The sequence below is a fragment of the Engelhardtia mirabilis genome, from assembly GCF_007748095.1.
Lineage (GTDB): Bacteria > Planctomycetota > UBA1135 > UBA1135.
Genome location: NZ_CP036287.1, coordinates 5,398,866 through 5,424,915, shown reverse-complemented (window position 1 = coordinate 5,424,915; position 26,050 = coordinate 5,398,866). Strand labels below are relative to the sequence as shown.

Annotated in this window: 17 protein-coding genes and 1 riboswitch; of the genes, 15 read left to right on the top strand and 2 right to left on the bottom strand. The window is 70.5% G+C overall.

Features of this window, described 5'->3' with window-relative positions:
* The first annotated feature begins 357 nt into the window (after window positions 1-357).
* The 15 genes from Pla133_RS19975 to Pla133_RS19905 all read left to right on the top strand — a co-directional run bounded on the left by Pla133_RS19975 (window position 358) and on the right by Pla133_RS19905 (window position 22,153).
* Window positions 358-3,615 (top strand): Ig-like domain-containing domain, encoded by a 3,258-nt coding sequence (locus Pla133_RS19975; protein ID WP_419195407.1) that lies wholly within the window; start codon window positions 358-360, stop codon window positions 3,613-3,615.
* 109 nt (window positions 3,616-3,724) lie between these two features.
* Window positions 3,725-4,468: a hypothetical protein gene (locus Pla133_RS19970; RefSeq protein WP_145068518.1), complete on the top strand. Its 744-nt coding sequence runs from the start codon at window positions 3,725-3,727 to the stop codon at window positions 4,466-4,468.
* 461 nt (window positions 4,469-4,929) lie between these two features.
* Window positions 4,930-5,199 carry a 30S ribosomal protein S15 gene (gene rpsO, locus Pla133_RS19965; RefSeq protein WP_145068516.1) on the top strand — a complete coding sequence of 90 codons (270 nt, stop codon included), beginning with the start codon at window positions 4,930-4,932 and terminating at the stop codon, window positions 5,197-5,199.
* 513 nt (window positions 5,200-5,712) lie between these two features.
* A complete protein-coding gene (gene pnp, locus Pla133_RS19960) occupies window positions 5,713-7,815 on the top strand; it encodes a polyribonucleotide nucleotidyltransferase (protein WP_145068514.1) in 2,103 nt (700 codons plus the stop codon).
* Between the two features lie 794 nt (window positions 7,816-8,609).
* Entirely contained in the window at window positions 8,610-9,110 is a 501-nt protein-coding gene (locus Pla133_RS19955; protein ID WP_145068512.1) for a hypothetical protein, read from the top strand.
* A gap of 47 nt (window positions 9,111-9,157) precedes the next feature.
* On the top strand, window positions 9,158-10,894 hold the full coding sequence (locus tag Pla133_RS19950) for a type II secretion system protein GspD (RefSeq protein WP_145068509.1): 1,737 nt from the start codon (window positions 9,158-9,160) through the stop codon (window positions 10,892-10,894).
* 391 nt (window positions 10,895-11,285) lie between these two features.
* The gene (locus tag Pla133_RS19945) at window positions 11,286-12,923 is read left to right on the top strand and encodes a hypothetical protein (protein ID WP_145068507.1); all 1,638 of its coding nucleotides are present in this window, start codon (window positions 11,286-11,288) and stop codon (window positions 12,921-12,923) included.
* Entirely contained in the window at window positions 12,923-14,518 is a 1,596-nt protein-coding gene (locus Pla133_RS19940; RefSeq protein WP_145068505.1) for a hydantoinase B/oxoprolinase family protein, read from the top strand. Before Pla133_RS19945 ends, Pla133_RS19940 begins: the two co-directional genes overlap by 1 nt.
* 279 nt (window positions 14,519-14,797) lie before the next feature.
* Window positions 14,798-16,093, top strand: a complete 1,296-nt coding sequence (locus Pla133_RS19935) for an adenylosuccinate synthase (protein WP_145068503.1) — start codon at window positions 14,798-14,800, stop codon at window positions 16,091-16,093.
* Between the two features lie 87 nt (window positions 16,094-16,180).
* The gene (locus Pla133_RS19930) at window positions 16,181-16,960 is read left to right on the top strand and encodes an isoprenyl transferase (RefSeq protein WP_145068501.1); all 780 of its coding nucleotides are present in this window, start codon (window positions 16,181-16,183) and stop codon (window positions 16,958-16,960) included.
* Entirely contained in the window at window positions 16,957-17,892 is a 936-nt protein-coding gene (locus tag Pla133_RS19925) for a phosphatidate cytidylyltransferase (protein ID WP_145068499.1), read from the top strand. Before Pla133_RS19930 ends, Pla133_RS19925 begins: the two co-directional genes overlap by 4 nt.
* Before the next feature lie 61 nt (window positions 17,893-17,953).
* Window positions 17,954-19,039, top strand: a complete 1,086-nt coding sequence (locus Pla133_RS19920) for a PhoH family protein (RefSeq protein WP_419191758.1) — start codon at window positions 17,954-17,956, stop codon at window positions 19,037-19,039.
* Window positions 19,036-19,482 carry an rRNA maturation RNase YbeY gene (ybeY, locus tag Pla133_RS19915; RefSeq protein ID WP_145068497.1) on the top strand — a complete coding sequence of 149 codons (447 nt, stop codon included), beginning with the start codon at window positions 19,036-19,038 and terminating at the stop codon, window positions 19,480-19,482. The genes Pla133_RS19920 and ybeY overlap by 4 nt, the downstream gene beginning before the upstream one ends.
* 290 nt (window positions 19,483-19,772) lie before the next feature.
* Complete coding sequence (locus Pla133_RS19910; RefSeq protein ID WP_419191757.1) at window positions 19,773-20,606, top strand: sigma-70 family RNA polymerase sigma factor; 834 nt, start codon at window positions 19,773-19,775, stop codon at window positions 20,604-20,606.
* A 912-nt stretch (window positions 20,607-21,518) separates the two neighbouring features.
* Window positions 21,519-21,593: riboswitch (cyclic di-GMP riboswitch) on the bottom strand.
* 179 nt (window positions 21,594-21,772) lie between these two features.
* On the top strand, window positions 21,773-22,153 hold the full coding sequence (locus Pla133_RS19905) for an iron-sulfur cluster assembly scaffold protein (protein ID WP_145068493.1): 381 nt from the start codon (window positions 21,773-21,775) through the stop codon (window positions 22,151-22,153).
* On the opposite strand, the gene kdsA is transcribed toward Pla133_RS19905, so the two are convergent.
* Together kdsA and Pla133_RS19895 are read right to left on the bottom strand one after the other, a co-directional pair.
* On the bottom strand, window positions 22,146-22,994 hold the full coding sequence (gene kdsA / locus Pla133_RS19900) for a 3-deoxy-8-phosphooctulonate synthase (RefSeq protein ID WP_145068491.1): 849 nt from the start codon (window positions 22,992-22,994) through the stop codon (window positions 22,146-22,148). The two genes, Pla133_RS19905 and kdsA, sit on opposite strands and share 8 nt — an antisense overlap.
* A gap of 132 nt (window positions 22,995-23,126) precedes the next feature.
* Window positions 23,127-25,997: a sigma-70 family RNA polymerase sigma factor gene (locus Pla133_RS19895; RefSeq protein WP_419191756.1), complete on the bottom strand. Its 2,871-nt coding sequence runs from the start codon at window positions 25,995-25,997 to the stop codon at window positions 23,127-23,129.
* Between the last annotated feature and the right edge of the window lie 53 nt (window positions 25,998-26,050).

The following is a 26,050-nucleotide window of genomic DNA, read 5'->3' as shown; positions in this document are numbered from 1 at the left end:
GGGCACGGGCGCAGCCGGGGCGCCGCGTTCGTCGCGGGCGGCCGAGCAGCTTAGCGACCGGCCGCGGCGGGGAGGCGCCGGCGGGGCGCCGCGGAGGCGAGAGGACCAGCAAAGGCCGGGCCGTTCGGAACGGGTAAGGGTCTGGAAGATCAGCAGCTCCCTGTCGTTCCTCTAGACTTCAGGGCCCGCGCGCTCCACGGGCCCGGCGCAGATCCGCCTGACCCGGCCCCATTTCGCGCGTTCCGACTCCGCCACGCCGATCCACCCATGCGTTCGACCCCCCTTCCCCGGCCCCGTGCGGGATCCTCCCGGGAACGGTCCAGCCAACCCGCGAGCCTCCTTCAGCGTCTTTCAGGCATGGGCCGTGTGCGCGGGGGCCTCTCCGTCCTTCGCCAGGGGCTCCGCCCGTCCTTCTGGGCGCCGGTCGTGGCCGTCGGGCTGGGCCTGGGCCTCTTGGCGGGTTGCGACGACCCGGCCTGCGTCTTCGGCTCGGGCACTTGTCAGGGCGGCACTGGCACCACCGGACAACTGGGGGTCGGCGCCGCGACCACGCCCGAGGACGGGCTGTGGGTCTCCGACAACGTTCCTGTGGTCGAGGCGATCTTCCCCACCGGCGGGGGCATCCACCCGGACACGCCGGTGGTGGTGCGCTTCAGCGAGTCGATGAACCCGTCCAGCGTCCAGGGCGCCTTCCGCTTGATCGACGCCAATGCGATCGGTGGCCTGCCCCTGGCGACGACATCCGTCTTGATCGGCGCGGGGCGACTGCTGGTCCTGTTCCCGGCGGTCAGCCTGCCGGCGAACAGCGACATCCAGGTCGTGTTCCAGGACAGCAACGAGGCGCGCGACCTCACCGGGCAGCCGCTGCAAGCCGCGCTCGAGTCGGTGGTGGGTAGCTTCACGGTGGCCGAGACGGAGCCCGCGGTTCCGCGCCTGTTGACCACCTGGCCGCCGGCCGGCGAGCAGAATGCCAGCGCGACCACGGACATCGTGGCCGTCTTCGATCGGCGCATGAAGCCCACCAGCTTCCTCAGCACCGGTTGGCAGGTGGAGGTCGGCGGATCGCCGCCGGTACCCGATCCGACCCCGAACGCGGTGAATATCTCGCCCCTCGGCGGCCTTCCGATCACCGACACGCGGGCCTGGACCTACCGCCGCTCCGACGCAGCGACCGGACTCCCGCTCAGCTATCTGAATGGCTCGCAGATCTCGCTGCTGCTCTCGCCCAGTGGCGAGGTCCAGAGCATCGACGACGAGGTACTGCCCGAGACAGTCGTCAATTTCCGCACCGCGACGTTCGGGGCGCCCCTGTCGGCTTCGATCGCATCAGCGCCCTCGGATGCCATCGGGATCGCGAACCTGACCGCCGGTGATGCGAGGGCTCTCGAGTTGTCACTGCTCCTCGACGGGGCGGCGCCCGGCGACCGGGTGTCGGTCTTCGCGTTCGGCACTGGGCTCGGCGACGAGCCGGTCACCGTCGCGACCCAGAGCGACATCGACATCGCGACTGTCTCGAATCCGTTCACGATCGGCCTGGGGCAGACGCCGCTGATCGAGAGCACTTCGCCGTTGCAGGCGTCTTTCTTGGACGGCGACGTGGACCTGGCCTTCCGCGTGACCCGCGGCTCGGTGGTCAGTCCCTTGCGAATCCTCGACGTCGACCCGGACACGCCCGGAGTGCAATCTGCCTTCCTGGACACCGTGCGGCCGACCTTTACGGACTTGACCCTGCCCGGAGGTGGCGGCGACCTGTTCAGCTCATCGCTGATCGACCTGGTCCTGACCGGCTCGGCGAGCGAAGAGGTGCGCGCGGTGAACGTCACCGTGAGCGGCTATCCGAACCCCGAGGACGTGATCTCGAACATGGACCTGACCGGCGCGGAATTCGCGCCGGTGGTGGGCAGCACCTCGGGTGGCTTGTTCATCGCGGCGCCGGTCAAGATCGGCATCGTGGACCCCGTGGCGGATGGCAAGGGCGGCTACGGCGTGCCCTCGGTGCAGTACTCGTTCCGGGTCTACGACCGGGCGCTGAACGCCAATCCGAACCTGATCTCCGGCCTCTATCGCCAATTCGGCGCCGTCGCGGGCGCGCCGGTGGTCCAGGGCGACCCGATCCACGTGGAGGTCATCGACGCCGACACGCTGCTGCCCGTTCCGGGTGCCCTGGTCGTCGCTGGTGGGTACGTCGATGCCGCGACGCCGGCCTCGGATCTGGAGTCCTCGCTGACCGACTCGACAGGCCACACGACGGTCACGACCAAGACGACGGGTCAGGAAACGGTGGTCACCGTCGAGGCGGCGGGCTACCACTTGACGTCCTTCCATGGCGTTACGACCGACTGGCTCGGGATCCTGCTCGAGCCGAGTGGGACGGCCCCGGCCCTGGTGACGGGAGCCGTCACCGCCGTGAGCCAGAGCGCGCAGAGCTTCCTGCCCAACGCCGACCTACGCATTGCCGACTCGCGGCGACCGGACGGCAACCTGCCGACCTACGGTGCCCAGCCCTGCACCGCCGATCCGTTCACCGGCCTGAACCCCAACTGCGCCTTCGGCCCCGAGGCGATCCGGCCCAGGCACCTGGGCGCTCAAGCCCTGTTCGTGGGCAGCTTCGGCCTCTCCTCCGCGTCGTTCAGTGCCTCCGAGTTCCTCAAGGGCTTCCAACTGCAGGTTCCCGTGCCCGCGGCGCAACCCGGCGGCGTCGGCGTGTCCTCGGGCGAGATCGAGAAGCTCCTGTCGACCACCGAGACGGGCATCCAGCCCTTCGAGCTGCCCACGTCGCTGGGCACCCTGACCCTCTCGACGGCCGAGATCATCACTTTCCCCACCGCCCTCGACTACGACGACTTGGTCGAGAACTCGGTCTTCTCGGGAGCGGTGGGGGTCTTCGTCGAGACGCGGCTCCCCGGCCTCGATCGCGCCCTTCCGATCGGCCCCGGGGCTTCTTTCGACATCAGCGTCGGGACGCCGACCTACCGCATCGAGGGCGTCTACGCCGGCGAGCTCGTGCCCTACACCGCCCAGTTCGGCGACCTGCTCGAGTCGTCGCACCTCTCGGTGACCATGGAGGACTCCTCCGGCAACCGCGCGGTCGCGCGCTCGCGCCTCTCCCAGTTGCCGAACCCGAGCGGCTTCATGAACGTAATCGTTCCGCCGATCGTGCCCGAGGTGTTCCTGCCCACGGCCGGCAGCGACGTGCCCCTCGGCGAGTTCGTCGTGCGCTTTCGCGACTCCCTTTCGTTCGCGTACAAGAGTGTGTACTACGCCGACGGTCCGCAGCGGGTTCGACTGACTGACGTCAACGGTCGGCACCACACGATCTACCGCTACGACGACAGCGACTCCGCCGGAGACAACCCGACCGAGCTCGATGTCTTGGTGCTCGACACGACCGCCCCTGGCTTGGCAGGGACCGGGACTGGGCTGGCCCTGGGGTCCATTTCGATCGAGGTGGGCTATTCCGCATGGGAGTCGGCTACCCCGATCTCGGGGGCACCACCGGCGCAGGATGACGCCTTCGCCCGCGGACGCTTCCTGTGGTCGGAGGTGCCGCTCCAGGCGATCCTCAGCACCAGGTCGGCACCTCGGGTCGTGGGACTCGTCGCGCCGGGCCCCTGAGGGCTGCTTCGGAGTAGCCGGGGGCGGGACCCTGGGGTAGGGGGCTCGTCACCCGCGCTCCTGCCGGATAACCTCGCGCGCCCACCCGACGCGTTCGGGCCGAGACTCCATGTCATCACGATCCATTGCGTCCGACACAACCGGGACTCTCCACGGCCACCTTGGCCGCCGGGGCCTGATCCATAGGGTCCTCCGCAGCGGGGGTCTCGCGAGCCTGGTCAGCGGCTGCGCGGCTCTGCTCCTGGCCGGCTGCGCCTCGGTGCTCTTGGCCGGCTGCGCCTCGGTCGGCGGTGAGATGCCCCGCCCGCAGCCCTACACGGACCCCCTGCCCCCTCCCGCGGGGATGGACGGCGTTCCCGCGGCCATCGCGAGCCAGCCGGCGGACGTCTGGATCCAGCCGGTCGTGGACGCGAGCTCCGGTCGCGGAGCCCCGGTCGGCGCCCTGCGCGATGAGCTCTACCGCGGGCTCGTCGCACGCCTGTACACCCCGATCGCCCTGGTCTGGGGCGACGCCCAGTTGGCCGAGGCCTCCGCGAGCACCGGCGGGTTCCCGACCGGTGCCATGGGCGCCGAGGCCGTGCTGGAGGTTCGGGTGCTGAGCTGGGATGCCTCGTCCATCGAGCGCAGCGGCTCCGTCTTCGCCGAGCTCGAGGCTCGACTGATCGACCCACGGACCACGCCTGCGACGCAACTCTGGGGTCGCCGCCTGGCCCGCGAGCTGAGCGTCGACAAGAGCCGTCTGCGCCAGTCGACCACGGGCGAGCTCGAGGAGCTGGCAATCCGCAACCTGGGCCGCGAGGTCCTGGGCTTGATGCCCCAGCGCGACCCGGTTCGCGCCGCGTCGCAGGGCTGAGCCGACGGGCCCCGCCCGGCTGGACTCGTTCCGCTGGTGCCGAGGCAGCGGGGCAGACCTGAGACCCGCCGGTTGGGACCCGATTCCGAGGCCCCGCATGGCTGGGCCGGGTCCGAGGGTCCCTTTGACCGACGCAGATCGCTGCCGAGGACGCGGCTGCCCAGACCGGACTCACTGGTGGTTCGCTCCTGGATGTCCTGGACAAGGGCTCAGGCTGCGTGGGGGTAGGCGCTCGTCGGGCGGGTCTGTATCCTCTTGCGCTCATCCGCCGATCGGCGACCGTCCTGGACGGCTGCCCGGCGGACTTCCACCCCTCCCTGGGGGGCTCCCGACGGCAAGGGACACCCTTGGGAACGGGCCTGTGCGCACCGCGCGTCGGGTCGGCTCGAAACGAGCCGGGCGGCCCCGTGCGCTTCCCTCGCAATCGACACTCAGCCCCCCGGCGGGCGACGAGGCATGCCATGGCTATCGCAGGCGAACGCAAGACCGAGATCATCAAGGAATTCGCGACCAAGGAAGGCGACAACGGGTCGCCCGAGGTTCAGGTCGCGCTGCTCACCGAGCACATCAAGAACCTCACGGAGCACCTGAAGGTGCACCGCAAGGACTTCACCAGCCGTCGAGGTCTGCTGATGATGGTGGGTCAGCGCAGCAAGCTGCTGCGCTACCTCCGCAAGCGCAACCCCGCGGCCTACCAGGCCCTGATCCAGCGACTGGGCCTGCGCCGCTAGGAACCAGTTCGGGCCGACCGGCAATCGCCGGGCGGCCCGACTCGCTTCCAGTCGGCGGTCGCCGGCGGACGCCGTCGCATGCGGCAGGGCCGAGCGAGGCCGATTTCGATTCGACCTCGCGACCGCGGCGCTCGGATGCGGACCGGTCGCTGAGCGACGGTCACGCTGATCCACCGACCCCGCCGACCCCGCCGACCCCACCGACCCCACCGACCCCGCCGACCCCGCCGACAATCGACGCGGCTGGGCCACCGACCGACGCTGCCGACCGACGCATCCGCTGGACCGAGCCGATTCGGCTGCGATCAGGGGGCGCAAGGGCGGCCACTCAGATTCGAGGCGCCAGGAGATACGGCGCCGCCACGGACACAACCGACTCGCGCCGCGCCAGGGCCCACGGCCCCGCCCAGCGCGCGAGTGACCTGGCCCGCCGCCCGGCGCGCCCGGAGACGAACGACGTTACTAGCTAAGACAACAGAGACGACGACAGAGGAAGAGACGCAACACATGTCCATGACTCCGACCAAAGTCGAGTGCCAACTCGGCGACAAGACACTCACGATCGAGACCGGCCAAGTGGCCCGCCAGGCCCACGGTTCCGTCATCGTGACGATGGGCGAGACCAAGGTCTTCGCCGCCGTTTGCACCGACAAGGGCCGAGACGACCTCGACTTCTTCCCCCTGACGGTCGACTACCGCGAGAAGACCGAGTCGGCCGGCAAGATCCCCGGTGGCTTCTTCAAGCGTGAGGGCCGTCCGACCACGAAGGAAATCCTGACCATGCGGATGATCGATCGCTCGATCCGCCCGCTGTTCCCGGACGGCTTCCGCCAGGAAGTCCAGGTCATGACCCACGTGCTCAGCTTCGACGGCGAGCACGCGTCCGACGTTCTGGCCATGATCGGCGGCTTCGCCGCGGTCCACATCAGCCAGATCCCCTTCGCCTGCGCCATGGGCGCCGTGCGTATCGGCCACGTCGACGGCGAGCTCGTCGCCTTCCCCGCGGTCGCGGACCAGCGCGGATCGTCGCGCCTGGACCTGGTCGTGGCCGGCCATGACAAGGCCGTCGCGATGGTCGAGGCCTCGGCCAAGGAGCTGCCGGAGGCCGAGATGATCGACGCCCTCGAGCTGGCCCACGACACCATCCGCAAGATCTGCGGTGCGGTCGACGAGCTGCGCGAGAAGGCGGGCAAGCCCAAGATGGAGTTCACCGCGCCCCAGGGCGACGCCGAGCTCGAGGCGGCGATCGGCGCCTACCGCGCCCGCGTCAAGGAAGTCATCTACACCCAGGGCAAGCACGAGCGCGACGCGGCCGTCGGAGCCGTGCGCAACGTCGCGGTGGCCGACCTGACCGCCGGTATCGAGGATTCGGCTGAGCTCAAGGCGCGCACCAAGGCCGTCAAGGAAGCCTTCTACAGCCTCAAGGGCTCCGTCGAGCGTGAGTGCATCCTCGACGGCAAGCGCGTCGACGGTCGTGCCCACGACGAGATCCGCGAGATCACCATCGTCCCGAACTTCGTTCCGCGCCAGCACGGCTCCGTGCTGTTCACCCGTGGCGAGACCCAAGCGCTGGTCAGCACCACGCTCGGCACGCGCGACGACGAGGCGATCATCGACGGCATCGAGGAGGAGTACCGCAAGTCCTTCTACCTGCACTACAACTTCCCCGCCTACAGCGTCGGCGAGTGCCGCCGCCTGATGGGCCCGGGTCGTCGCGAGATCGGCCACGGTATGCTCGCCGAGCGCGCCCTGCAGGCCGTGCTGCCGAGCAAGGAAGCCTTCCCCTACACGATCCGGATCGTCTCCGACATCACCGAGTCCAACGGCTCGTCGTCGATGGCCAGCGTGTGCGGCGGTTGCCTCTCGATGATGGTCGGCGGCGTTCCGCTGACCCAGCCCGTCGCGGGTATCGCCATGGGCCTGGTGCAGGAGGGCGGCAAGACCGCGATCCTGTCCGATATCCTTGGCTCCGAGGATCACACCGGCGACATGGACTTCAAGGTTGCGGGCAGCGGCCTGGGCATCACCGCCCTGCAGATGGACATCAAGGTCGACGGCGTTAGCCGCGAGCTTCTGACCTCCGCGCTCCAGCAGGCGCGCGAGGGTCGCATCCACATCCTCAAGAAGATGCTGGCTGCGGTTCCGGCCCCGAGTGACGACGTGTCGAAGCACGCGCCGCGCATGGAGTCGCTGAACATTCCCCAGGAGCGCATCGGCTTCCTGATCGGCCCGGGTGGTCGCACCATCAAGGGCCTCGAGGCCGACTACGGCGTGCGCGTCGCGGTCTCCGAGGACGGCCACGTGACCATCGCCGGTGTCGACCGCGAGAAGCTGGCGACCTGCTACAAGCACGTCCAAGCCATGTGCGAGACGCCCAAGATCGGCTCGCGCTACTCGGGCACGGTCCGCAGCGTGAAGGACTTCGGCGCCTTCATCGAGATCCTTCCCGGCGTCGAGGGCATGTGCCACATCTCGGAGCTGGCGGAGGGCTACGTGGAGAAGGTCACCGACGTGGTCAACGTCGGCGACGAGCTCGAGGTCGTGATCATCAACGTCGACGATCGCGGCAAGGTCAAGCTCTCCCACAAGCAGGCGCTCGAGACCAGCGTCGACTGAGACCCCGTTCGGGGCCGACCAGGCTCCGGACCGGGCTCGAGGCCAGCCGGCGCCCGGACTCCCAATGGGGGTCCGGGCGCCGGCTTCGTTCGGGGCTCGGCTCGCAGGACCAGGCCGGTCGATGGGTCGCGCGAACTGGCTGCGAGGACCGGTGGCCGTTGGCGGCCAGGCGCGCGGCCAGCCAGCCTGCGCGAGCCCGAGGGGCGACCGAGCGCAGGGGCCTCGGGTCGGCATGGCGAGGCGCCGTGCCCCGCGGCCGGCGCGGTGGTTGCCATGGCACCTCGATCGTCCCGGGGCGGGCGAGCCAGATCCGGACCGGGTGGGGAGGGACCAACACCGCGCAGGTAGGAGCGTTCGGCCCTGCGCGTGCGGCGCAGGCTCGGGACCCGTTCTCCCTCATGAAGCCCAGGAGTCGACGGACCGGGATCGATTCCCATCGACGACCTCACATCGGCCCCCAGGCGAAAAGTCCCCCTCGGGGGTCGATAGAACTCTGTAAACGCGGCAAGATTCTGAGCGGGGCTGCCGGTCCGCCGGTCGGCTCGACGCTGTGCGGTGCGCTGGGGGCGCCCGTCCGGTCCGGGGTGCGGGACATCGTTCGCGCAGCCGATCCGGTTGGGTCCGTCGGCGGATCCGACCCGGGCTGCCGGCCGATCGCCATCGGCCGGCACAGACCTGGGGAGGATTCAGTCCAGGGCGTCGGGGACCGATAAGGACCCGATCCGGTCGCCCTTCGTCGAGCCCCACTCAGGACTCCACCAGCCGCCCACGAGCCACCCCGTCCGAGGCACGCCATGAAGCCGGCCCTCACCACCCTGATCGCACTCGTCCTGATCGCCCCGCTCACCAATGCGGCGACCCAGGACTCGATCTCGATCGCAGCGCCCGACAGCTCTGGCTCCGACAGCTGGGGCTCGGCCTACGACACCACTGCCCTTGCGCCTGCGATCACGGGCGCCACGGACCTCGGTCTCGCCCTCGTCCCCGGCTGGGAGATCCGCGAGGCCGACCACATCTGCGGCCTGAAGAGTGCCAACCAGCTCTCGAACCCGGCCAAGATCGACTTCGACGACGTCATGGCGGCGACGACCGAGATGAAGACCCTCAAGCGCGATGGCATCGATCCGAGCTCGCCCCGCGGTCAGCAGTTGGTGAACCGGGCCACCCGTCGGGTGACCGACGCGGCCAAGACGGTGATGGGCGAGGGCGGGTACTGCAGCGTCTGGAAGAACATCTCGCACACCGACGGCCGAGACGTGACCGACGTCTCCGCCGAGGTGCGTCGAAACCTGTGACGCGGCCGCGCCGATTGCCGCGGCACCATTCGAATCTGCGGACCGGATTGCGGCCGCTCTCGCAGGGTCTGCTGTGGGTCGGGGTCGCGATTGCCTGGGGGTGCGTCGGACCCGGCACCGGCGACCGGAACGGGGAGGGGAGCGGGACCTCGGGTGGGGGACACACGGGCTCCGTCGACGAGCTGCGCTCGCTGATCCAGGCGGGCGCCATCGCTCCGGTGGTCGCCGATGTCCGCGAAGTCGAAGAGGGCGCGCCGACGCTCGATGCGCGCGAGCCGATCGATCCGGCTCTGTTGGCGGGCAGCACCCTGCCCTCCTTGGGCATTCCGACCGGCAGCTCGGCCAAGGGCAGCGAGGCCTCGGCACCGTCCGGCGGTCTGATCGATCCCGATCCCGCCGAGATGGCTGCCTACGAGTTCGAGGGTGGCCTCGACGCAGAGCAATTGGACGCGGAGATCGAAGCCCTGGCAGCCGCGATCGAGAGCGACCTCGCGACCGAAGACGAGTACGAAGCCGTGCGCCCCGGTGCCGCCCTCAGCGACACCCTGCCCCAGCCGGGCCTGGCCGCGCGCCGCGGAGAGTCGCCCACCGCGAATGTCGTCCCCAACCCCTACCTCGAATTCGGCGAGCGCATCTACGTCCACGACGACGGGCGCATCACGAAGCCCTTCCAGGTGGCGCCCGGCAAGGGCCGCGCCTTGATGCAGATGATGGGCCTGGCGCAGGCCTTCGCCTTCGAGTGGACGATCCTCGACAGCGCCAAGTCAGACGTCCCCCCGGCCCGTGAGCAGGTCCTCCCGCCGGAGGTGGCGGACGTGGTGCTGCTGGAGAAGTGGGACTTCGAGCTCTACCAGAACTTCGCCACCGACATCCAGCAGTCGCCCCAGCAGCCCTCGCGGATCGACCTGGCTGATTGGGTCGTGGTCACCGCCGGCCGCGACGTGCTGCTGCAGGTGCAGGAGTTCGTCGAGCTCTTCGCCGCGTCGGTACCGCAGGTGGAGATCACCGCCAGCATCGTCGAGTTCACCTACTTCGACGAACTGGACTACGGCGTCAACGGTCCGGACGGCTCGGTCGTCTTCGACTTCCCCGACGGGACCTTCGTCGACAGCTTCTCCTACTCGGTACCGAACACGGTGGACGGCGTGGAGGCGGTCCTGAGCATCGGCGCGATCCAGGACGGGGTGGCGATCAACGCCCTGCTCGAGGCCATCCAGGAGTGGGAGAACGTCGACATCCGGACCAACCCACGCATCGCCGTGCGCGAAGGGGGCGTGGCGGAGATCCTGAACACGCGCCAGATCCCGACCTTCCTGTTCGGCAACATCTCGAGCACCAGTCAGAACTTCACGGCCCAGGTCAAGTTCGAGGAGGTCGGCGTCAAGCTCTACGTGGCGCCGCGCGTGATGGGCTCGAAGACCCTGGCGCTGAACCTGTTCGTCGAGGCGTCGGCCCAGATCGGCACCTCGGTCTCCCTGACCGACTCCCAGGGCAACGAGTTCCGCTCGCCCCTGATCGCCCAGCGCCAGGCGCGCACGGTCGTCTACCTCCAACCCGGCCAGGCGATCGCCATCGGCGGCCTGATCTCGGAGCGCGAACAGGAATCGGAGAGCAAGGTTCCGATCCTGGGCGACATCCCGCTCATCGGCTGGCTGTTCAAGTCGACCCGCATCCGCAAGGAGCGCACCGAGGTGCTGTTCCTGATCCAACCGCGGATCCTCGAGGGCGCCGACTTCAACCAGCCGGTCTGGGACGGGTCGCGGACCGTTCCGCTGCGCGGTTAGCCCCGCCTGCGCGGCAGGAGCCTGGGTCGCAGGTCGCCGCCGCGGTCAGGCCGGTGCGCTCGCGCTCGTCCGGCTGCCGGTGTCTCGGCCTCAGATCAGGCCTTCGAGTGGGTCGCGAATGGAGGGGGGGCGCCGGCACCTGGTCCCAGGTCGGCCGCTCGCCGGTCCCGACTGCCATTGGCGGGGTCCAATGGCTGCCGCAACTCGGGGCCGAACTCCAGATCTGCCTACCGCCGACGGGGCAGCGCCGTACCAGAGGCCCGGACGGCGGGCCGCGCGCCCGCCCCCCCGCGCCACCGGAAAGCGGACCGACCGTGGGTAGACTGCCCGGAAGATCCGCCGGCGCCTGTCGTCCGAGGTTCCCTCGGCCGAGGCCCCGCAAGCGACAACCATGATCCTGCTCCACAACTCCGCCCGAGACCTCGCCCATCCCCGCCGAGGGGCCGCGCTGATGCTCTCGGTGCTCGTCCTCCTGGTGCTCGTGGCGGTGGTGTTCCAGATCAACATCGCCACTGGGACCGACGCGCGTGTGGCGCGCAACGACGTGGCCCACACGGCCATGGACCTGGCCATGGAGTCGGTCCTTCTGGACCAGTTCGAGGTGCTCAAGAACGACGCCGCGGACAGCGCATCCGGGGGTGGGAACGGCGCGGTGGGGGCCGGCGACATCGGCGGGGCCTCGGCTAGCGGCGGGTTGGGTGGTGCGCTGGGTGGCCTCGGCGGCGGTGGCGGAGCGGTCGGTGACCAGGCCGGCGGGCCGGTGGACTCGCGCCGCGACGAGTGGGCCAGCCCAGGCCGGGCCGACACGGTCGGGCGCGCCAACGGCGTCAACGTTCGAATCCTGATCCAGGACGAGAACAGCAAGTACAACGTCCTCGCGATGCTGACCGACGACGAGGAGGAGGCCGAGAAGGCCTTCTGGCGCGTGGTTCGCATCATCGACCTGTTCCGCGAGGGCACCGACGTCGACGTGGACTCCACCGACGCTGAGACCATCGCCGAGTTGATTCGCGACCACCTGCTGCAGGAGACCGAGGCCGACCGTGCGCGGCTGGTGACGGACGATCCCGACGGCGACGACCGGAGCAAGCCGATGTTGAGCCTGCGCGAGATCGTCCAGTACGAGGAGATCGGTCGCATCGAGGCCAACCTCGAGGCGCCCCTGTTCCGCGACTTCCGCACGGAGGACGACGTGATCGTCCATTCCCTCTCGTCCTACCTGACGACCTGGACCTCGTTGCAGACGCTCGAGGAGATGCAGGAGGAGCAGGCCGAGGGCCCTGGCGCAGGCGCGGGCACGACCCAGGGCAATCCCGATGGGCAGGGTGGCGGCGGCGGCGGTGGCGGCGGCGGCGGAGGTGGCGGTGGATCCCAGGGCGCGACGACCGCTTCTTCCGACGGGACTCTCAGCTTCGGTGGACCGGTGGCCGAATCCGGCGACGCGTCCCAGGCGGGCGCCTTTGGCGCCGGTGGTCAAGACGCGGGAAGTGGGGTTGCCGGCGCTGTGAACATCAACACCGCGCCGCCGGTGGTGCTCAAGGCTCTGATGGACGAGGACGACCTGGACCAGCGCTTCTGGGACGACGTTATCGCCTACCGCAACGAGGAGGACGAGGAGGCGATGGACTCCGACGACGACGAGCCGATGCTCGACGAGTTCGGCGAGGAACTCGTGCTGCGCAAGTTCTTCTCCTCGGTAGACCAGCTCAGCGAGATTCGCGACTGGGATCTGGTCGAGCCGCTGGTGCGCGACGACCTCGTGCGCCACCTGGGCGTTTCGAGCGACGTGTTCACGATCTTCCTCACGGCGCGCAAGGACACCTCGGGCAAGAACACCATGCAGGGCACGATGACCCGCGAGGAGATCGAGGAGGTCGAGCGCCTGCCCACCAACCTCTCGCGCACGATCGCCTGCACTGTCTGGCGCCGAACCACCGACGAGGGTGTCGAGATCATCCCGCTGCAGCGTTGGGAGTACCTCGACTACGTGCCCTGGGAGATCCTCGACTATCCCAACGAAGATCGCTGATGCCGCGCCCTCGAGCGGGGTCGCCCGGCAGGCAGATCGATCCCCTGCGGACCGGGGTCTTCAAGCACCTCTTCGCCGCCGTGGCGGGGGAGATGGGCGCGACTCTGCAGCGCTCGGCCTTCTCGCCCAACATCGTCGAGCGCCGGGACTATTCCTGCGCTCTGTTCGACTGCGAGGGCCGCATGATCGGCCAGGCCGCGCACCTTCCGGTGCACCTGGGGTCTTCGCCGCGCAGCGTCCAAGCGGCGCTCGCCGCCGGGCCCCTGGCGCCGGGCGATGCGGTGTTGCTCAACGATCCCTACCGCGGCGGCACGCACCTTCCTGACCTCACCCTGGTCACGCCGGTGTGGCTGCCCGGGCGCGAGCGTCCCTCCTTCCACGTTGCCAACCGCGCGCACCACGCGGATGTCGGCGGTCCCTACCCCGGTTCGATGGGGCCCGCGACCGAGCTCTACGCCGAGGGCCTGCGGATCCCTCCTGTGCACCTGGTGCGCGGCGGGCAGGTACAGCGCGAGATCCTGGATCTGGTGCTGGCCAACATGCGCGGCACCCGCGAGCGCGAGGGCGACCTCTTGGCCCAATGGTCGGCCAACAGGCTCGGGGCGCGGCGCATCGAGGAGCTGTGCCAGGAGCACGGTGCTGCCGAGTTGGAGGCTCGCGCCGCGGATCAGCTCGACTGGACCCACGCGCTCTGCAAGGCCCTGCTCTCCGAGTTGCCGCCGGGGCGCTACGAGGCCCACGATCGGTTGGAGCTGGCCGACCGCCTGGGCCGCGACGCGCACTTGCACCTGGTCGTCGAGCTCGGCGGCGGGCGGGCGCGCTTCGACTTCAGCGGCACCGACGATCAGGTCGCCGCTCCGTACAACACGCCCCGCGCGGTGGTCGAGTCGGCGATCTTCTACGTGCTGCGTTGCCTCTTGCCGAGTGGGACGCCGGCCAGCGACGGGGTCATGGCGCCGGTCGAGTTGATCACGCGCCCGGGCAGCCTGGTCGACCCGCGCCCGCCGGCGCCGGTCGCGGCCGGCAACGTGGAGACCAGTCAGCGTCTGGTCGACCTGATCCTGGCGGCCCTCGCCCCGGCGGCTCCGGATCGCATCCCGGCCGCCAGCGCGGGGACCATGAGCAACCTGACCTTCGGCGCGGCATCCGGTGCGGAGGGCGGCGGCAGCACCTGGTACGAGACCCACGCCGGTGGCGCCGGGGCCTCGGCCAGCCGCGCCGGCGCCCACGCGGTGCAGTGCCACATGACCAACACCCGCAACACGCCGATCGAGAGCCTCGAGCGCCACGTGCCGGCGCGGATCCTGGCCCTCGGGCTGAGGCGCGGTTCGGGTGGAGCGGGGCGCCGCGCCGGCGGCGACGGGCTGGCCAAGCATCTGCGCTTCCTCGAGCCGGTGCGGGTGGGCTGGCTCGCCGATCGCCAGCGCGAGGGTCCTCCCGGGGCAGCCGGCGGCGGCGCCGGGTGTCCGGGGCGCGCGCGGGCGCGCGGCGGCGCGGCGGGCGCCTGGACATCGCTCGGTGCCCAGGCTGCTGTGGAGCTGCCCGCCGGCGGCGAAGTGCTGCTCGAGACCCCGGGCGGCGGCGGACACGGCTGACCGACCTGGTCTGCGGCGATCGGCGCCAGCGGGGTCGGCGGCGCCAGATCGGCCGCGTCGGACGGTCGCCACGAGCGGGGCTCCGGGCCAGCTCGCGCGTTCGAGCGCGGCCGACTGGCCCTTGCGGACGATCGGACCTTGTCGGAGGCTGCGCTGACCCGGAGAATCCTCCGCTTCGCCCTCGGCAGGCAGGTTCCGCCGAGACCCTCCCGCGACTCCAGGCGCCCACCAGGCGCCGGTCCCCCCTCGCGGTGCCCCGTGCGGCGCCGCGCGCTACCCATGCCTTCTCTCTGCGTCTTCGGTGCCCAATGGGGTGACGAGGGCAAGGGCAAGATCATCGACAGCCTGGCACCCGACGTCGATCTCGTCGTGCGTTACCAGGGTGGTTCGAACGCAGGCCACACGGTCGTCGCCGACGGACGCAAGTTCGTCCTGCACCTGATTCCATCGGGTGTGCTGCACCCCGGGCGTCTCAACGTCATCGCCAACGGCGTGGCCATCGACCCGTGCAAGCTGGTCGAGGAGCTCGACGGGCTGATGGAGGCCGGCATCGAGGTGACACCCGCGTCGCTCAAGATCTCCGCCCGCGCCCACGTCATCTTCGAGCACCACATGGGTGCCGATCAGAATGCCGAGCGCCTGCGCGGCGAGCGGCGCCTGGGCACCACCGGGCGCGGCATCGGTCCGGCCTACGCCGACAAGGCGGCGCGCAGCGGCCTGCGGATGGGCGACCTGATCGACACGGCGACCTTCCGCGAGCGCTTGGGCGCGATCCTGCTCGAGCGCAACGCCCAGCGCGAGAAGCTGTTCGACGAGGCGCCCCTGGACCTCGACGAGCAGGTCCAGCGCTACGCGGCCCTCGGCGAGCGCCTGAAGCCGTTCGTGTGCGACACGGGCGCGCTGCTGCGCAAGGCGGACAGGGACGGCAAGCGGCTCCTGTTCGAAGCGGCCCAGGGCGCGATGCTCGACCTGGACCACGGCACCTATCCTTTCGTGACCTCGTCGAGCACCGGCGTGGGTGGGATTGCACCGGGCACAGGCTTCCCCCCCGCGCGCCTCGGCCCGGCCTACGGCATCGCCAAGGCCTACTGCACCCGCGTGGGCGAGGGGCCCTTCCCCACCGAGGACCACGGCAAGGCCGGCGAGGACCTGCGCGAGCGCGGTCACGAGTACGGCGCCACCACCGGTCGCCCGCGGCGCTGTGGTTGGCTGGACGCCGTGGCCCTGCGCTACGCCCTCGAGTTCAACGGCGCCGAGGGCTGGATCCTGACCAACCTGGACGTGCTCTCCGGCCTGGAGACGATCCCCGTCGGCGTGGCCTACCGCCTGGACGGGGAGCGGCGCGAGCACTTCCCCGGCGAGCTGAACGACCTGTCGGCGATCGAGGTCGAGTACGAGCACCGGCCCGGGTGGAGCGAGGACATCACCGCCTGCCGCCAGTACGCCGACCTCCCGGCGGCCGCTCGGGACTACGTCGAATGGCTCGAGGGCGTGGTCGCAGCGCCGATCCGTATGATCTCCGTCGGCCCCGACCGGGAACAGTTGATCGACCGCGGCCTGCGCGCCGTGCGCTGATCGAAGGGCTCCGCGACCGGCCGCTCCCACTTCCTCCCAGCTCCCACCGCCCACCAGACGTTCCTTGCGCTACCGTCGAACGCAGGCATGACTCGACCCAACATCGAGCGCCCCGACTTCGGCGGGCCCTTCCCGGAGCACATCGCCATCATCATGGATGGCAATGGGCGTTGGGCCCAGGCCCAGGGTCTGCGGCGCGTCTTCGGCCACCGGCGCGGCGCGCGGACGGTGCGTGAGATCACCACCTCCTGCGCGGAGATGGGCGTCAAGAGCCTCACGCTCTACGCCTTCTCGGTCGAGAACTGGAAGCGACCGCGGCGCGAGGTCCTGTATCTGATGCGCCTGCTCAAGCGCTATCTGGTGCAGGAGCGGCCGACCTTGATGCGAAACGGCGTGCGGCTGCGGGCGATCGGTCGCGTCGACGACCTGCCGGAGGATTCCCTGCGGACGCTGCGCGAGACCGAGCGGGTCACCGGGGAGAACGAGGGCATGCTGCTGCGCCTGGCCCTGTCCTACGGCAGTCGGGCGGAGCTCGCCGACGCCCTGAAGGGCGTCGCGCGCGACGCGATGGCGGGCCTGCTCGATCCGGACACGATCGACGAGCAGACCATGCGTCGCTACCTCTACGACCCCGTCACCCCCGATCCTGACCTGATGATCCGCACGGCGGGGGAGATGCGACTTTCGAACTTCCTGCTCTGGCAGGCCTCCTACGCGGAGCTGCACGTCGCCGATGTCTGCTGGCCCGACTTCGACCGCGCCCAGCTCCTGAAGGCGCTCGAGAGCTACGCCCGGCGCACGCGCAAGTTCGGCGGGCTGGTCGATGCGGTCGGCCCCGGCGGCGACGACGGCGAGCGCAAGGGATGACGGATCATCGCCGAGGGGCTGATCCGAAGGACGCGGCGCCGCGCGGTGCCAGCTCGGACGCTGCGTCTTCCAGCAAGCCCCGCTCGAAGCGGGCCGCGATCCTGCGGCGAACCCTGACCGGCGGCGGCCTGGCGCTGGTCGTGACGCTCCTGATCGTCGTGGCCGACGAGCTGGGCTCGTCCCTGCCGGTGCTGGGCGTGGCCGCGCTGCTCGCCGCGGCCTCGGTTTGGGAGCTGGGCGGCCTGGGTTCCCTGGCCCTTGCGCCGCGACGGGTAGGCCTGTGGGCGGCACTGGTCGCGGTCGTCGGGCTGGCCTGGCTCGGCGTCGAAGGATCGATCTCCCGCGGCGCGCTCGGCGGGCTGCTGGTCTACGGCGCTGCCGGCGCCGCGGGCCTCGTCGGGCATTCGGCCGCGGGCGGCCGCGAGGCCGGACGCTTGGCCCGGACCGGTCTCTTGGCCCTGTGGGTCGCACCCGCCCTGCCGCTGATGGCCTGGATCCATCTGGACCACGGCACCCGCGGTCTGGTGCTCTTGATCGTGCTCTCGAAGGTCGGCGACATCGCCGGCTACTACGGGGGCAACGCCTTCGGACGCCACCATCCCTTCCCGCACTTGAGTCCGGGCAAGACCACCGAGGGCTGCCTGGCCTCGCTGGTGGGCGGGGCCGTGTGCGGGGCCGCCTTGGGCGCTGCGAACTTGCTTCCGGCCATCCGCGAGGGTCTCTCGCCGACGCTGGTCGGGCTGGGGTTGGGTGTCGTGATCAACCTGGCCGCCCAGGCGGGCGACCTGGTGGAGAGCCTGGCCAAGCGCCGCTCCGGGGTGAAAGACTCGAGCGCCGCCCTGGGCGCATCGGGCGGATTCCTCGATGTGGTCGATAGCCTGCTACTGACGGTTCCGGTGGCCCTGTTGGCCTGGGGCCTCGTGTTCGTTTGACCGACGTCGTGTACACGACGACTCTTCTGCGAACGGTCGCCTCGCGCGGCCGGAGGATTCCTTGCTCGAGCTGACGATCCCGCTGCGCTCCCACGACGAGGCGATCCTCGTCCTCGGACCCTATGACCGCCACGCCAAGCTGCTGCGGGACGCGCTCGACATCGAGCTCTTCACGCGCGGCGGGAACCTGCGCCTGAAGGGCGAGCCGGCCGCGGTCGAGGAGGCGCGCAAGCGCCTCGAGCATTTGCTCGGCAAGCACCGCAAGGGTCGCGAACTGCACCCGACGACGATCGAGGAGATCCTCGGCGCCGGGCTACCCGCGGGCACGGTGCAGGACCGCACCGCCGTCGTCACCCGCGATCCCGACAGCCCCGAGCGCGAGTTCGGCGCCGCCGACGGCGGGCGTTCCCGCGGACCGCGCCGGCGGGTGCAGGTCTCGCGCCCGCGCGCGGTCGAGCCGCGCTCCCAGAACCAACGCCGCTACCTCGAGGCGATCGAACGCCACGCGCTGACCTTCGGCCTCGGCTCGGCCGGCACCGGCAAGACCTTCCTGGCCGTGGTGGCCGCGGTGCGCGCCCTGCGCGCGGGCGAGGTGCGTCGCATCATCATCTCGCGGCCCGTGGTCGAGGCCGGCGAGCGGCTGGGCTTCCTGCCCGGCGACCTCCAGGCCAAGCTCGATCCCTACATCCGGCCGATCTACGACGCGCTGTACGAGATCATCCCCTTCGAGGACGTCGGGCAGCTCGCCGAGGCGGGCGTGCTCGAGATCGCGCCCTTGGCCTACATGCGCGGCCGGACCCTGTCCCACGCCTTCGTGATCCTGGACGAGGCCCAGAACACCACGCCGGGTCAGATGAAGATGTTCCTGACGCGCCTCGGCGAGGGCGGCCGCATGGTCGTTACGGGCGACCCGACCCAGAACGACTTGGACACGCGCCAGCCCAGCGGCCTGGTCGACGCGGTGCGTCGCGTGCGGGGCTTCGCGGGCATCGGGGTCGTCGAGTTCAACGCCGGTGACATCGTGCGCCACCCGTTGGTGGAGCAGATCGTGCGGGCCTACGAGGCGCCGGTGCGAGACCTGACGAAGCCTGACCCGTCGTCGCGCGATGGGCGTGACGGCGACGGTGCGGCTGTGGAGAACCCTTGAAGGTCCACGTGGAGTGGCTCGTCGAGCCCGTTGCGCCGGGCGATGACGGGGTCGCGCGGGCCGTCCGTGAGGCCCTGGAGTACGGGCAGCGTCCCGATTTCGAGCTGAGCGTCGCCCTGGTGGACGATCCGACCCTCGCTGAGCTGCACGAGCGCTGTCTGGGTGATCCCTCGGTGACGGACGTGATGAGCTTCGACCTCGAGGACGACGGGCCCGGCCCGGGTGGAGAAGTCATCGTCAGCGTCGACCGCGCGCGCGCAGTCAGCAGCGCCCGCGGGACCTCCTTGGAGCGTGAGATCACGCTCTACTTGGTGCATGGAACGTTGCACCTGTGCGGCTACGACGACCACGAAGCCGAGGATCGGCAACGGATGCGCGCGGCCGAGTCCGCGGTCATGCAGCGGCTCGGCTTCGAACCCGACGAGCGTCCGCACGACCTGTGATCGACGCGTTCAGCGCGCTCGAGTGGATCCGAGCAGCAAGACTGCAACCGGTGGCGCGTCGATCTATTGCTTGCGGTCGCTGGACGGGCTTTGTACATCGGAACGCATCGAGTGCCCTTCTGGGCGCTCGGTGACGTACCCGCGACGCTCTGCGAAGGTCGAAGACGTGCTCCGAAGGCACTCGACGACTTCGACGAGACCCGCCGCGGGGCCGGATGAAACGAACGACGACATCAGCCCAATCGACGGCGGACGCCCGCCCCTCGAGTCTGCAAGAACCGCCGCATGGCGTGGCGCCGGAGAAGCTACCGGCTGCTCGGCGCGACGACCGGCAGGGTCGCGAGCACAGCACGACCGAAGCCGCGAAGCGCAGGGAGCGAGAGCGCGAGGTTCTGTGGGCCGCCTTTACGAAGGCACCCGGAGACGCCGCGCGCAACGAGCTGGTTGAGGCCTACCAGGGTCTGGTGCACTCGGTGGTGCGCCGCTTCGCCAGCCGACTGCCACGCAACATCGACCGCGGTGACCTACAGACCGCCGCCAACGTCGGCCTGATGAAGTCGATCCAGAGCTTCGACACCGAGCGCGGCGTGCCCTTCGAGGTCTACGGCGAGCGGCGCATCAAGGGCGCCCTGCTCGACGAGTTGAGGGCCCAGGATTGGCTGCCGCGCCCCTGGCGAGCACTGATCGAGCAGCACAAGCGCATCCGCGAGCGCCTGCGCGCCGACCTCGGCCGCCGGCCCCGGGACCAGGAGGTGGCCGAGGCCATGGACCTCTCCGTGGCCGACTACCAGATGCTGTTCGGCACCGTCTTCCCGGGCGCAGCGACGGGATCCGCCGAACGCGACAACGACGACGGTGAGTCGAGTTCCGGCCTCGACGTCGTACCCGACACCCGCGGCGACGCTCCCGACGTGCGCCTCACGCGCGAGGAGCTGCTCGGCCTGGTCGCCCAGCGCTTGACGGAGCAGGAGTACCGCATCGTCTACCTGAAGTACTGGGAGGAGCTGCCGATGCGCGAGATCGGCCAGCTCACCGGCTTGTCGGAGTCGCGCGTGTGCAAGATCCACGCGCGGTTGATCGACCGGTTGCAGGAGCGGTTGGGCCGGTTGAGACAGGACGCATAGCGTCCTGTCTCAAGCCGCCCTTGGCCCAACGCCTGGCGGCGTTGGAGCATGGCAGGACGCGTAGCGTCCAGCCTCGAGTCGTCCTTGGCCTGACGCCTGGCGGCGTTGGAGCGTGGCAGGACGCGTAGCGTCCTGTCTCAAGCCGCCCTTGGCCTGACGCCTGGCGGCGTTGGAGCATGGCAGGACGCGTCGCATCTTGCCTCGAGGGTTCCTCGGCCAGGCTTGCGGTGATGTTGAAGCTCCCGCGGCGCGGGGGCCTTGAATAGAGCGAGGGCACAGAGCAGCGGCTCCATGCCCTCGCATCGCCGATCCCGGCGCCGGTGTACGGCGCCGACGTCGCGCTACCCGAGCCAGAAGCCCGGGCAGTCCCCGTCGCGTCGTGCTCTATCCCCGTTGAGAGCGGCAGCGGCGAAAGTGTCCGGGTGCAGGTCCCCATCTGCTCCCCGGACGTGCATCTCCTCCGTCTGACGCACGGACGCCGTCCCCACAGCGTTCCGCACGTGCCCTGGCTGGTGCGTCGAGGTGCCGACGGACCCCGGTCGGGGACCTCCTGCACGAACTCGGCGCGACCTGCGTGGGGCGTTCTTCTCCATCCTTCCTCCCCCCGTCTCGCCCGGCCGCAGCGCGGCCGGCGGTACGTCGTCGCGATCCACGTGCGAAGTAACGACGCAGAGACCCGAGCGGGTTGCCCGGGTCGCGTCGTCGAAGAGCACGTGGTGATCCATGGGAGCGGGTCCAGAGTCGCGGACAGCCTGCGTTCCCGTGGTTCGAGCGCCGAAGGGTCGGACGGCGCCCCCGCCTCGGGACAACCGAGACGGGGACGCACGACTTCCGATCGACTGGTAACTCGAACCAGTAGGAGGGCTCAGGGACCCTCACCCCTCGGATGACGTGCAGAAGGCGTTGACGGCTTTCGGTAGCCCGGCTGCCCACTAGGGGCCCGCGGCTTTGCGCCCCAACCTCGCGGTTGGTTTGCCCTTCTCGTTCCATCGTTGAGGCGCGGAAACATACTGGCGTCCCGGCGCGGGGCAAATCGGGCCCCGCGATTCGGCCCAGGCCGACACGCAAGTCGATTCAGCCACACGATTTGCGATCTCGAATCGGGTCGGGAATAGTTTTCCCAAGGGCCGAATTCGGACGTTTCAGCCATTCTGGCAGCGTTTTCCATGGCCGAGCTCTCGCCAGTACTGGCCGAACACCTGCGTTCACCGCGGGGTGTCGGGCGTCCGCAATGGCCCTGTGCGGAGGGGCGCGGATCGAACCCCGCCTGCGGCGACGACCTGCGGCTGTACGTCGGTCAAGCGGACGGCGCGCTGCGTCTGCGCTTCGAAGCCAGTGCCTGCTCGGCGGTGATCGCCACGGCCTCGCTGTTGGTGGAAGCCCTCGACGGTGCGTCGCGCGCCTTCGCCGAAGCGTTCGACGTGAACGCCGCGATCGAAGCGGCCGGCGGTCTGCCCCGTCACCGCTCCCACGCGCCGCGAGTCGTCCAGCGCGCGCTGGACGAGGCCCTGGTCGCGCTCGACCGGACTAGCCGGGACACTAGCTGAGCCCGCGGGCTGCGCGGAAGACGGCCAGGCAGCCGTCGAGCACGGCCGGGAAGTCGTCCAGCCGGACCATGTTGGGTCCGTCCGAGGGCGAGCTGTCCGGGTCCGGGTGGACCTCGAAGAACAGGCCGTCGACTTGGCCGGTGGCCACGGCGGCCCGGGCCAGGGCCGGGACCAGGGAGCGGTCGCCCCCGGTGCGGCCGTCGGAGCCGCCGGGGCGCTGGACCGAGTGGGTGGCGTCGAACACCACCGGGACTCCGATCGCGTCCAGGTCGGCGAAGCCGGCCATGTCGACCACCAGGCGTCCGTAGCCGAAGGAGCTGCCGCGTTCGGTCACGATCACCCGGTCGTTGCCGCTGTCACGAACCTTGGCCGCCACGTGGCGCATGTCCCAGGGCGCCAGGAACTGACCCTTCTTCACGTTCACCACGGCGCCGCTCTCGGCGGCGGCCACCAGGAGGTCGGTCTGGCGGCACAGGAAGGCCGGGATCTGCAGCACGTCGACCGAGGCCGCCGCCACGGCGCACTGGTCGGGCAGGTGGACGTCGGTCAGGACGGGCATCTGCAGGGTCTCGCGCACCTCCGCCAACCACTCGAGCCCGGTCTCGGGGCCGGGGCCGCGGCCGGATCCGATCGAGGTGCGGTTGGCCTTGTCGAAGCTGGCCTTGAAGACCGCGGTCACGCCCCGTTCCCCGGCGATGTCGCGCAGGCGCTCGGCGATCTGCAGGGTCAGGTCGCGGCGTTCCAGGACGCAGGGACCGCTGATCAAGAACAGCTCGCCCCCGCCCAGGCGGTGGTTTCCGATCTGAACGGCGGGGCGAGCGTGGGCGGGGGAGTCGGCCATGGACGAGATCTTACGGAACCTCGCGCGCGCGGCGCCCCGCGAGGGCGGCCGCTACGAGCCTGCCCCGAGTGGGGCATTCGGTGGGCGCTGGAGCGAGTCGGACCGACCGCGGACCGGGGCTGATCCAGGACACTAGAGCTCGCCCAGGTCCAGCATCGCCCCCGCGGCGACCTCGAAGGGGATCACGGAACTGGTCGCGACCCGATAGGGCCGACGGCTCCCGCTGCCGTCGCGGATCAGGAGGATCTCCTCGGTGTCGGAGGAGCGTTGGTCCGACCGCTCGAGGATCTCGACACGCAGCTCCGCTCCACCGGCGGGGACCGTGAGCTCGATCTGACCGAGCTCGGAAGTGGAGCTCTCGGGGACCAAGCGCAGGGGGTGGGCGGCGAAGGGGGAGCTCTCGGCCGGAACCAGGGTCAGCCGTAGTCCGAGCCCCGGCCGGCCGTGGAGGGCGACTCGCAGGCGCGAGGTCGGCACCACTTCGATCACTGCCGCCTCGTCCGCCATCTGGTCGAGTTCGACCTCGAGGGCCCCCAGCGCCGACTCGTCGCCGGCCACGGCGAGGACCCGGTCCGAGCGGCGCGCGATCGCGACCGTTCCATCGGGACCGCTGTTGGCCGACTCGAGCGTGGGCCGCAGGCGCGGGCCGCTCTTCAGGTCCCACTCCGCAGCGCCGGGGCTACACAGCCGCACCTGCACCGCGGGCAGGGGATTGCCGGCCGGGTCGACCAGGCGCAGGCGCAGGTCAGGCGACCCGATCAGGCGCAGACGGATCGGCCCGCCCAGTGCTGCGGTGTCGACGGTCACGGGCGACTGCGACTTGAAGCCGTGGGCGACGGCATCGAGCCGGATGCGGCGACCCACGTCCTGCTGGGTGGGGATGAAGGTGAAGTTGCCGAGGTCGTCGCTGACCTCGGATGTCGCGCGCCACTGGTCGGACTCCGCGGGCGCGCTCTCGATCCGCGCGCCGGCGATCGGAGCCCCGCTCATGTCGACCACCGTGCCAGTCACGATCGTGCGGCGCACCAGCGTGAGGTTGGCGAAACCGCCCAGGGGGCTCAGCTCGACTTCGAAGGGCTGAAACAGTGCGTGTTCGACCGCAACGGCCACTGTGCGCGCGGGCAGGTCTTCGAGCTCGAAGTTGCCGTCGGCGTCGGTGCTGACCGTCACGCCGGTCTCGACGGTTCCCGGTCGGACGCTCGCCGACACATGGGCACCCGCCACTGGCGCTCCGGAGGCGTCGGTCACCACACCGCGCAGGACCGAACCACGCTCGAGCTCGATCGTCCAGTCTCCCTCCGCGCGGTCGAGTCCCGAGCTCACGGCTGGGGCGTACCCCGCGGCTTCGACGCGCAGGTCTCGACTACTCGCCTCGGTCGTGAGCGCGATCTGACCCAGGGCGTCGCTGCGTCCGCGCACGAGTGCGCCGCTGGTCTTGCGCGTGGGCTGGATCTCGTAGAGCCAAGCGCCTGCGACCGGAGCCCCGTTCCCGTCGACGATGCTCAGGGTGGCGACGCCCGGAGTGGCGAGGCGTACCGACAGCACCTCGAGTTCAAGCTCGCGGGAGAGCAAGGCGAAGTCGTCGCTGCGCCGTGGCGAGCGGGACTCCCAGGTCGCGAAGCCCTCGCACTCCACGCGCAGGCGCAGGCTGCCCAGGGCTCCGTCACCCAGACTCCCCGAGAGGTCCACCGCGGGCAGCTGCCAGCGGCCGGAGGCGTCGGTGGTCGCGACGAGGTGGGGGGAGTCGGGGAAGTGGCGCGTCCGCATTCGGCCGGGGCGCTGGCGTTCGATCGTCACGCGAGCGCCCTCGACCGGACGGTCGAAGTCGTCGAGCACCACGCCGCCCACCGTCGAGCCCCGGGCCAAGGGCACCGCGCGAGCGCGGTCGGGTCCTTCGAGCATCTGTCGCTGCCGCAGCGAGAGCACCTCCGGCGCGCGGCCGGGTGCAGCGAAGTGGATCGCGATCAGGACCAGGTCCGCCGGGTCGAAGGGAAGTCGCGCCACGCCCTGGTGGTCGGTCCGAAGGTCGATGGTCGCGATGGAGCCGTCGCGCAGCTCGGCGAACCCGAGCAGCTCGACGTCGGGGATCGGCTCCCGGGTCGCGGCCTCGACGGCGCCGACGACGATCGGATCGAAGGACGCGGAGCTGGCCTCCTCGCGGGGCACGCTTGCTTCGACGAGCGCGGTGCTGCGCTTGCCCCCCCGCTCGTCGGGTACCGCGCTCAAGCGCGAATCGCCCGAGCCGTCGGTCGAAGTCGGGCGCTGCGAGGTTGCCGCGCCGTCGGGCGGGTCGCCGCCGTGCTTCAAGTACATGCCCAAGCCGACCAGCAAGGTCACCGAGGCCAACACGGCGAGGACCAGCCCGAGGCCGCCCGAGCCGCCGACGCCGGCGAGGCTCCCGCCGGAGGGGGAGTCGGTCGGCGCGGTGTCGGGAGGGATCGGGGCGATCGCCGGGCCGCTGTCGGTCCAGCGACCGAGGAGGGCGAAGGCGGCCGGCGCGCCCTCGCCGAAGCGTCGGCGCAGCCGTTCGCGGAGTTCATCCAGGCCGCGGTGCAAGCGCACCCGTGCCGTGGTCGGGTTGCAGCCCATCCGGGCCGCGACCTGCTCGCCATCGAGGCCGTCGAGGTAGCGCAGGCAGACGGCTTCGCGAGCCTTGGCTCCCATGGAGCCGAGCTCCTCGAGCACCACGCGCAGGTCGTCGAGCAGCTCCGGCCGCTCGTCCGCCGTGATGGCTTCGGGGCGGGCGGCCTGTTGCTCGAGGTCGTCGGAGCGCCGATCCCGACGGGCGGCCTTGGCGGCCAGCCGGCGGGCGACCGTGCGCAGCCAGGAACGGCGGGCGGGGGCGTCGAGCTCGGCGACGACCTCGCTGTTCGAGGCCGCGAGCCAGGTCTCCTGGAGCACGTCCTCCGTCAGATGGTCGTCGCGGACCACGGCCCGGACGAGGGGCCTGAGCCGGGCTGCTTCGAGCAACCAGGCCTCTGCGGACAGGGAGCGGGGGGGCATGACGGGAGGGGAGGTGCCGTCCGCGGGCGGCCACGTTTCATTCTTCCCGATGG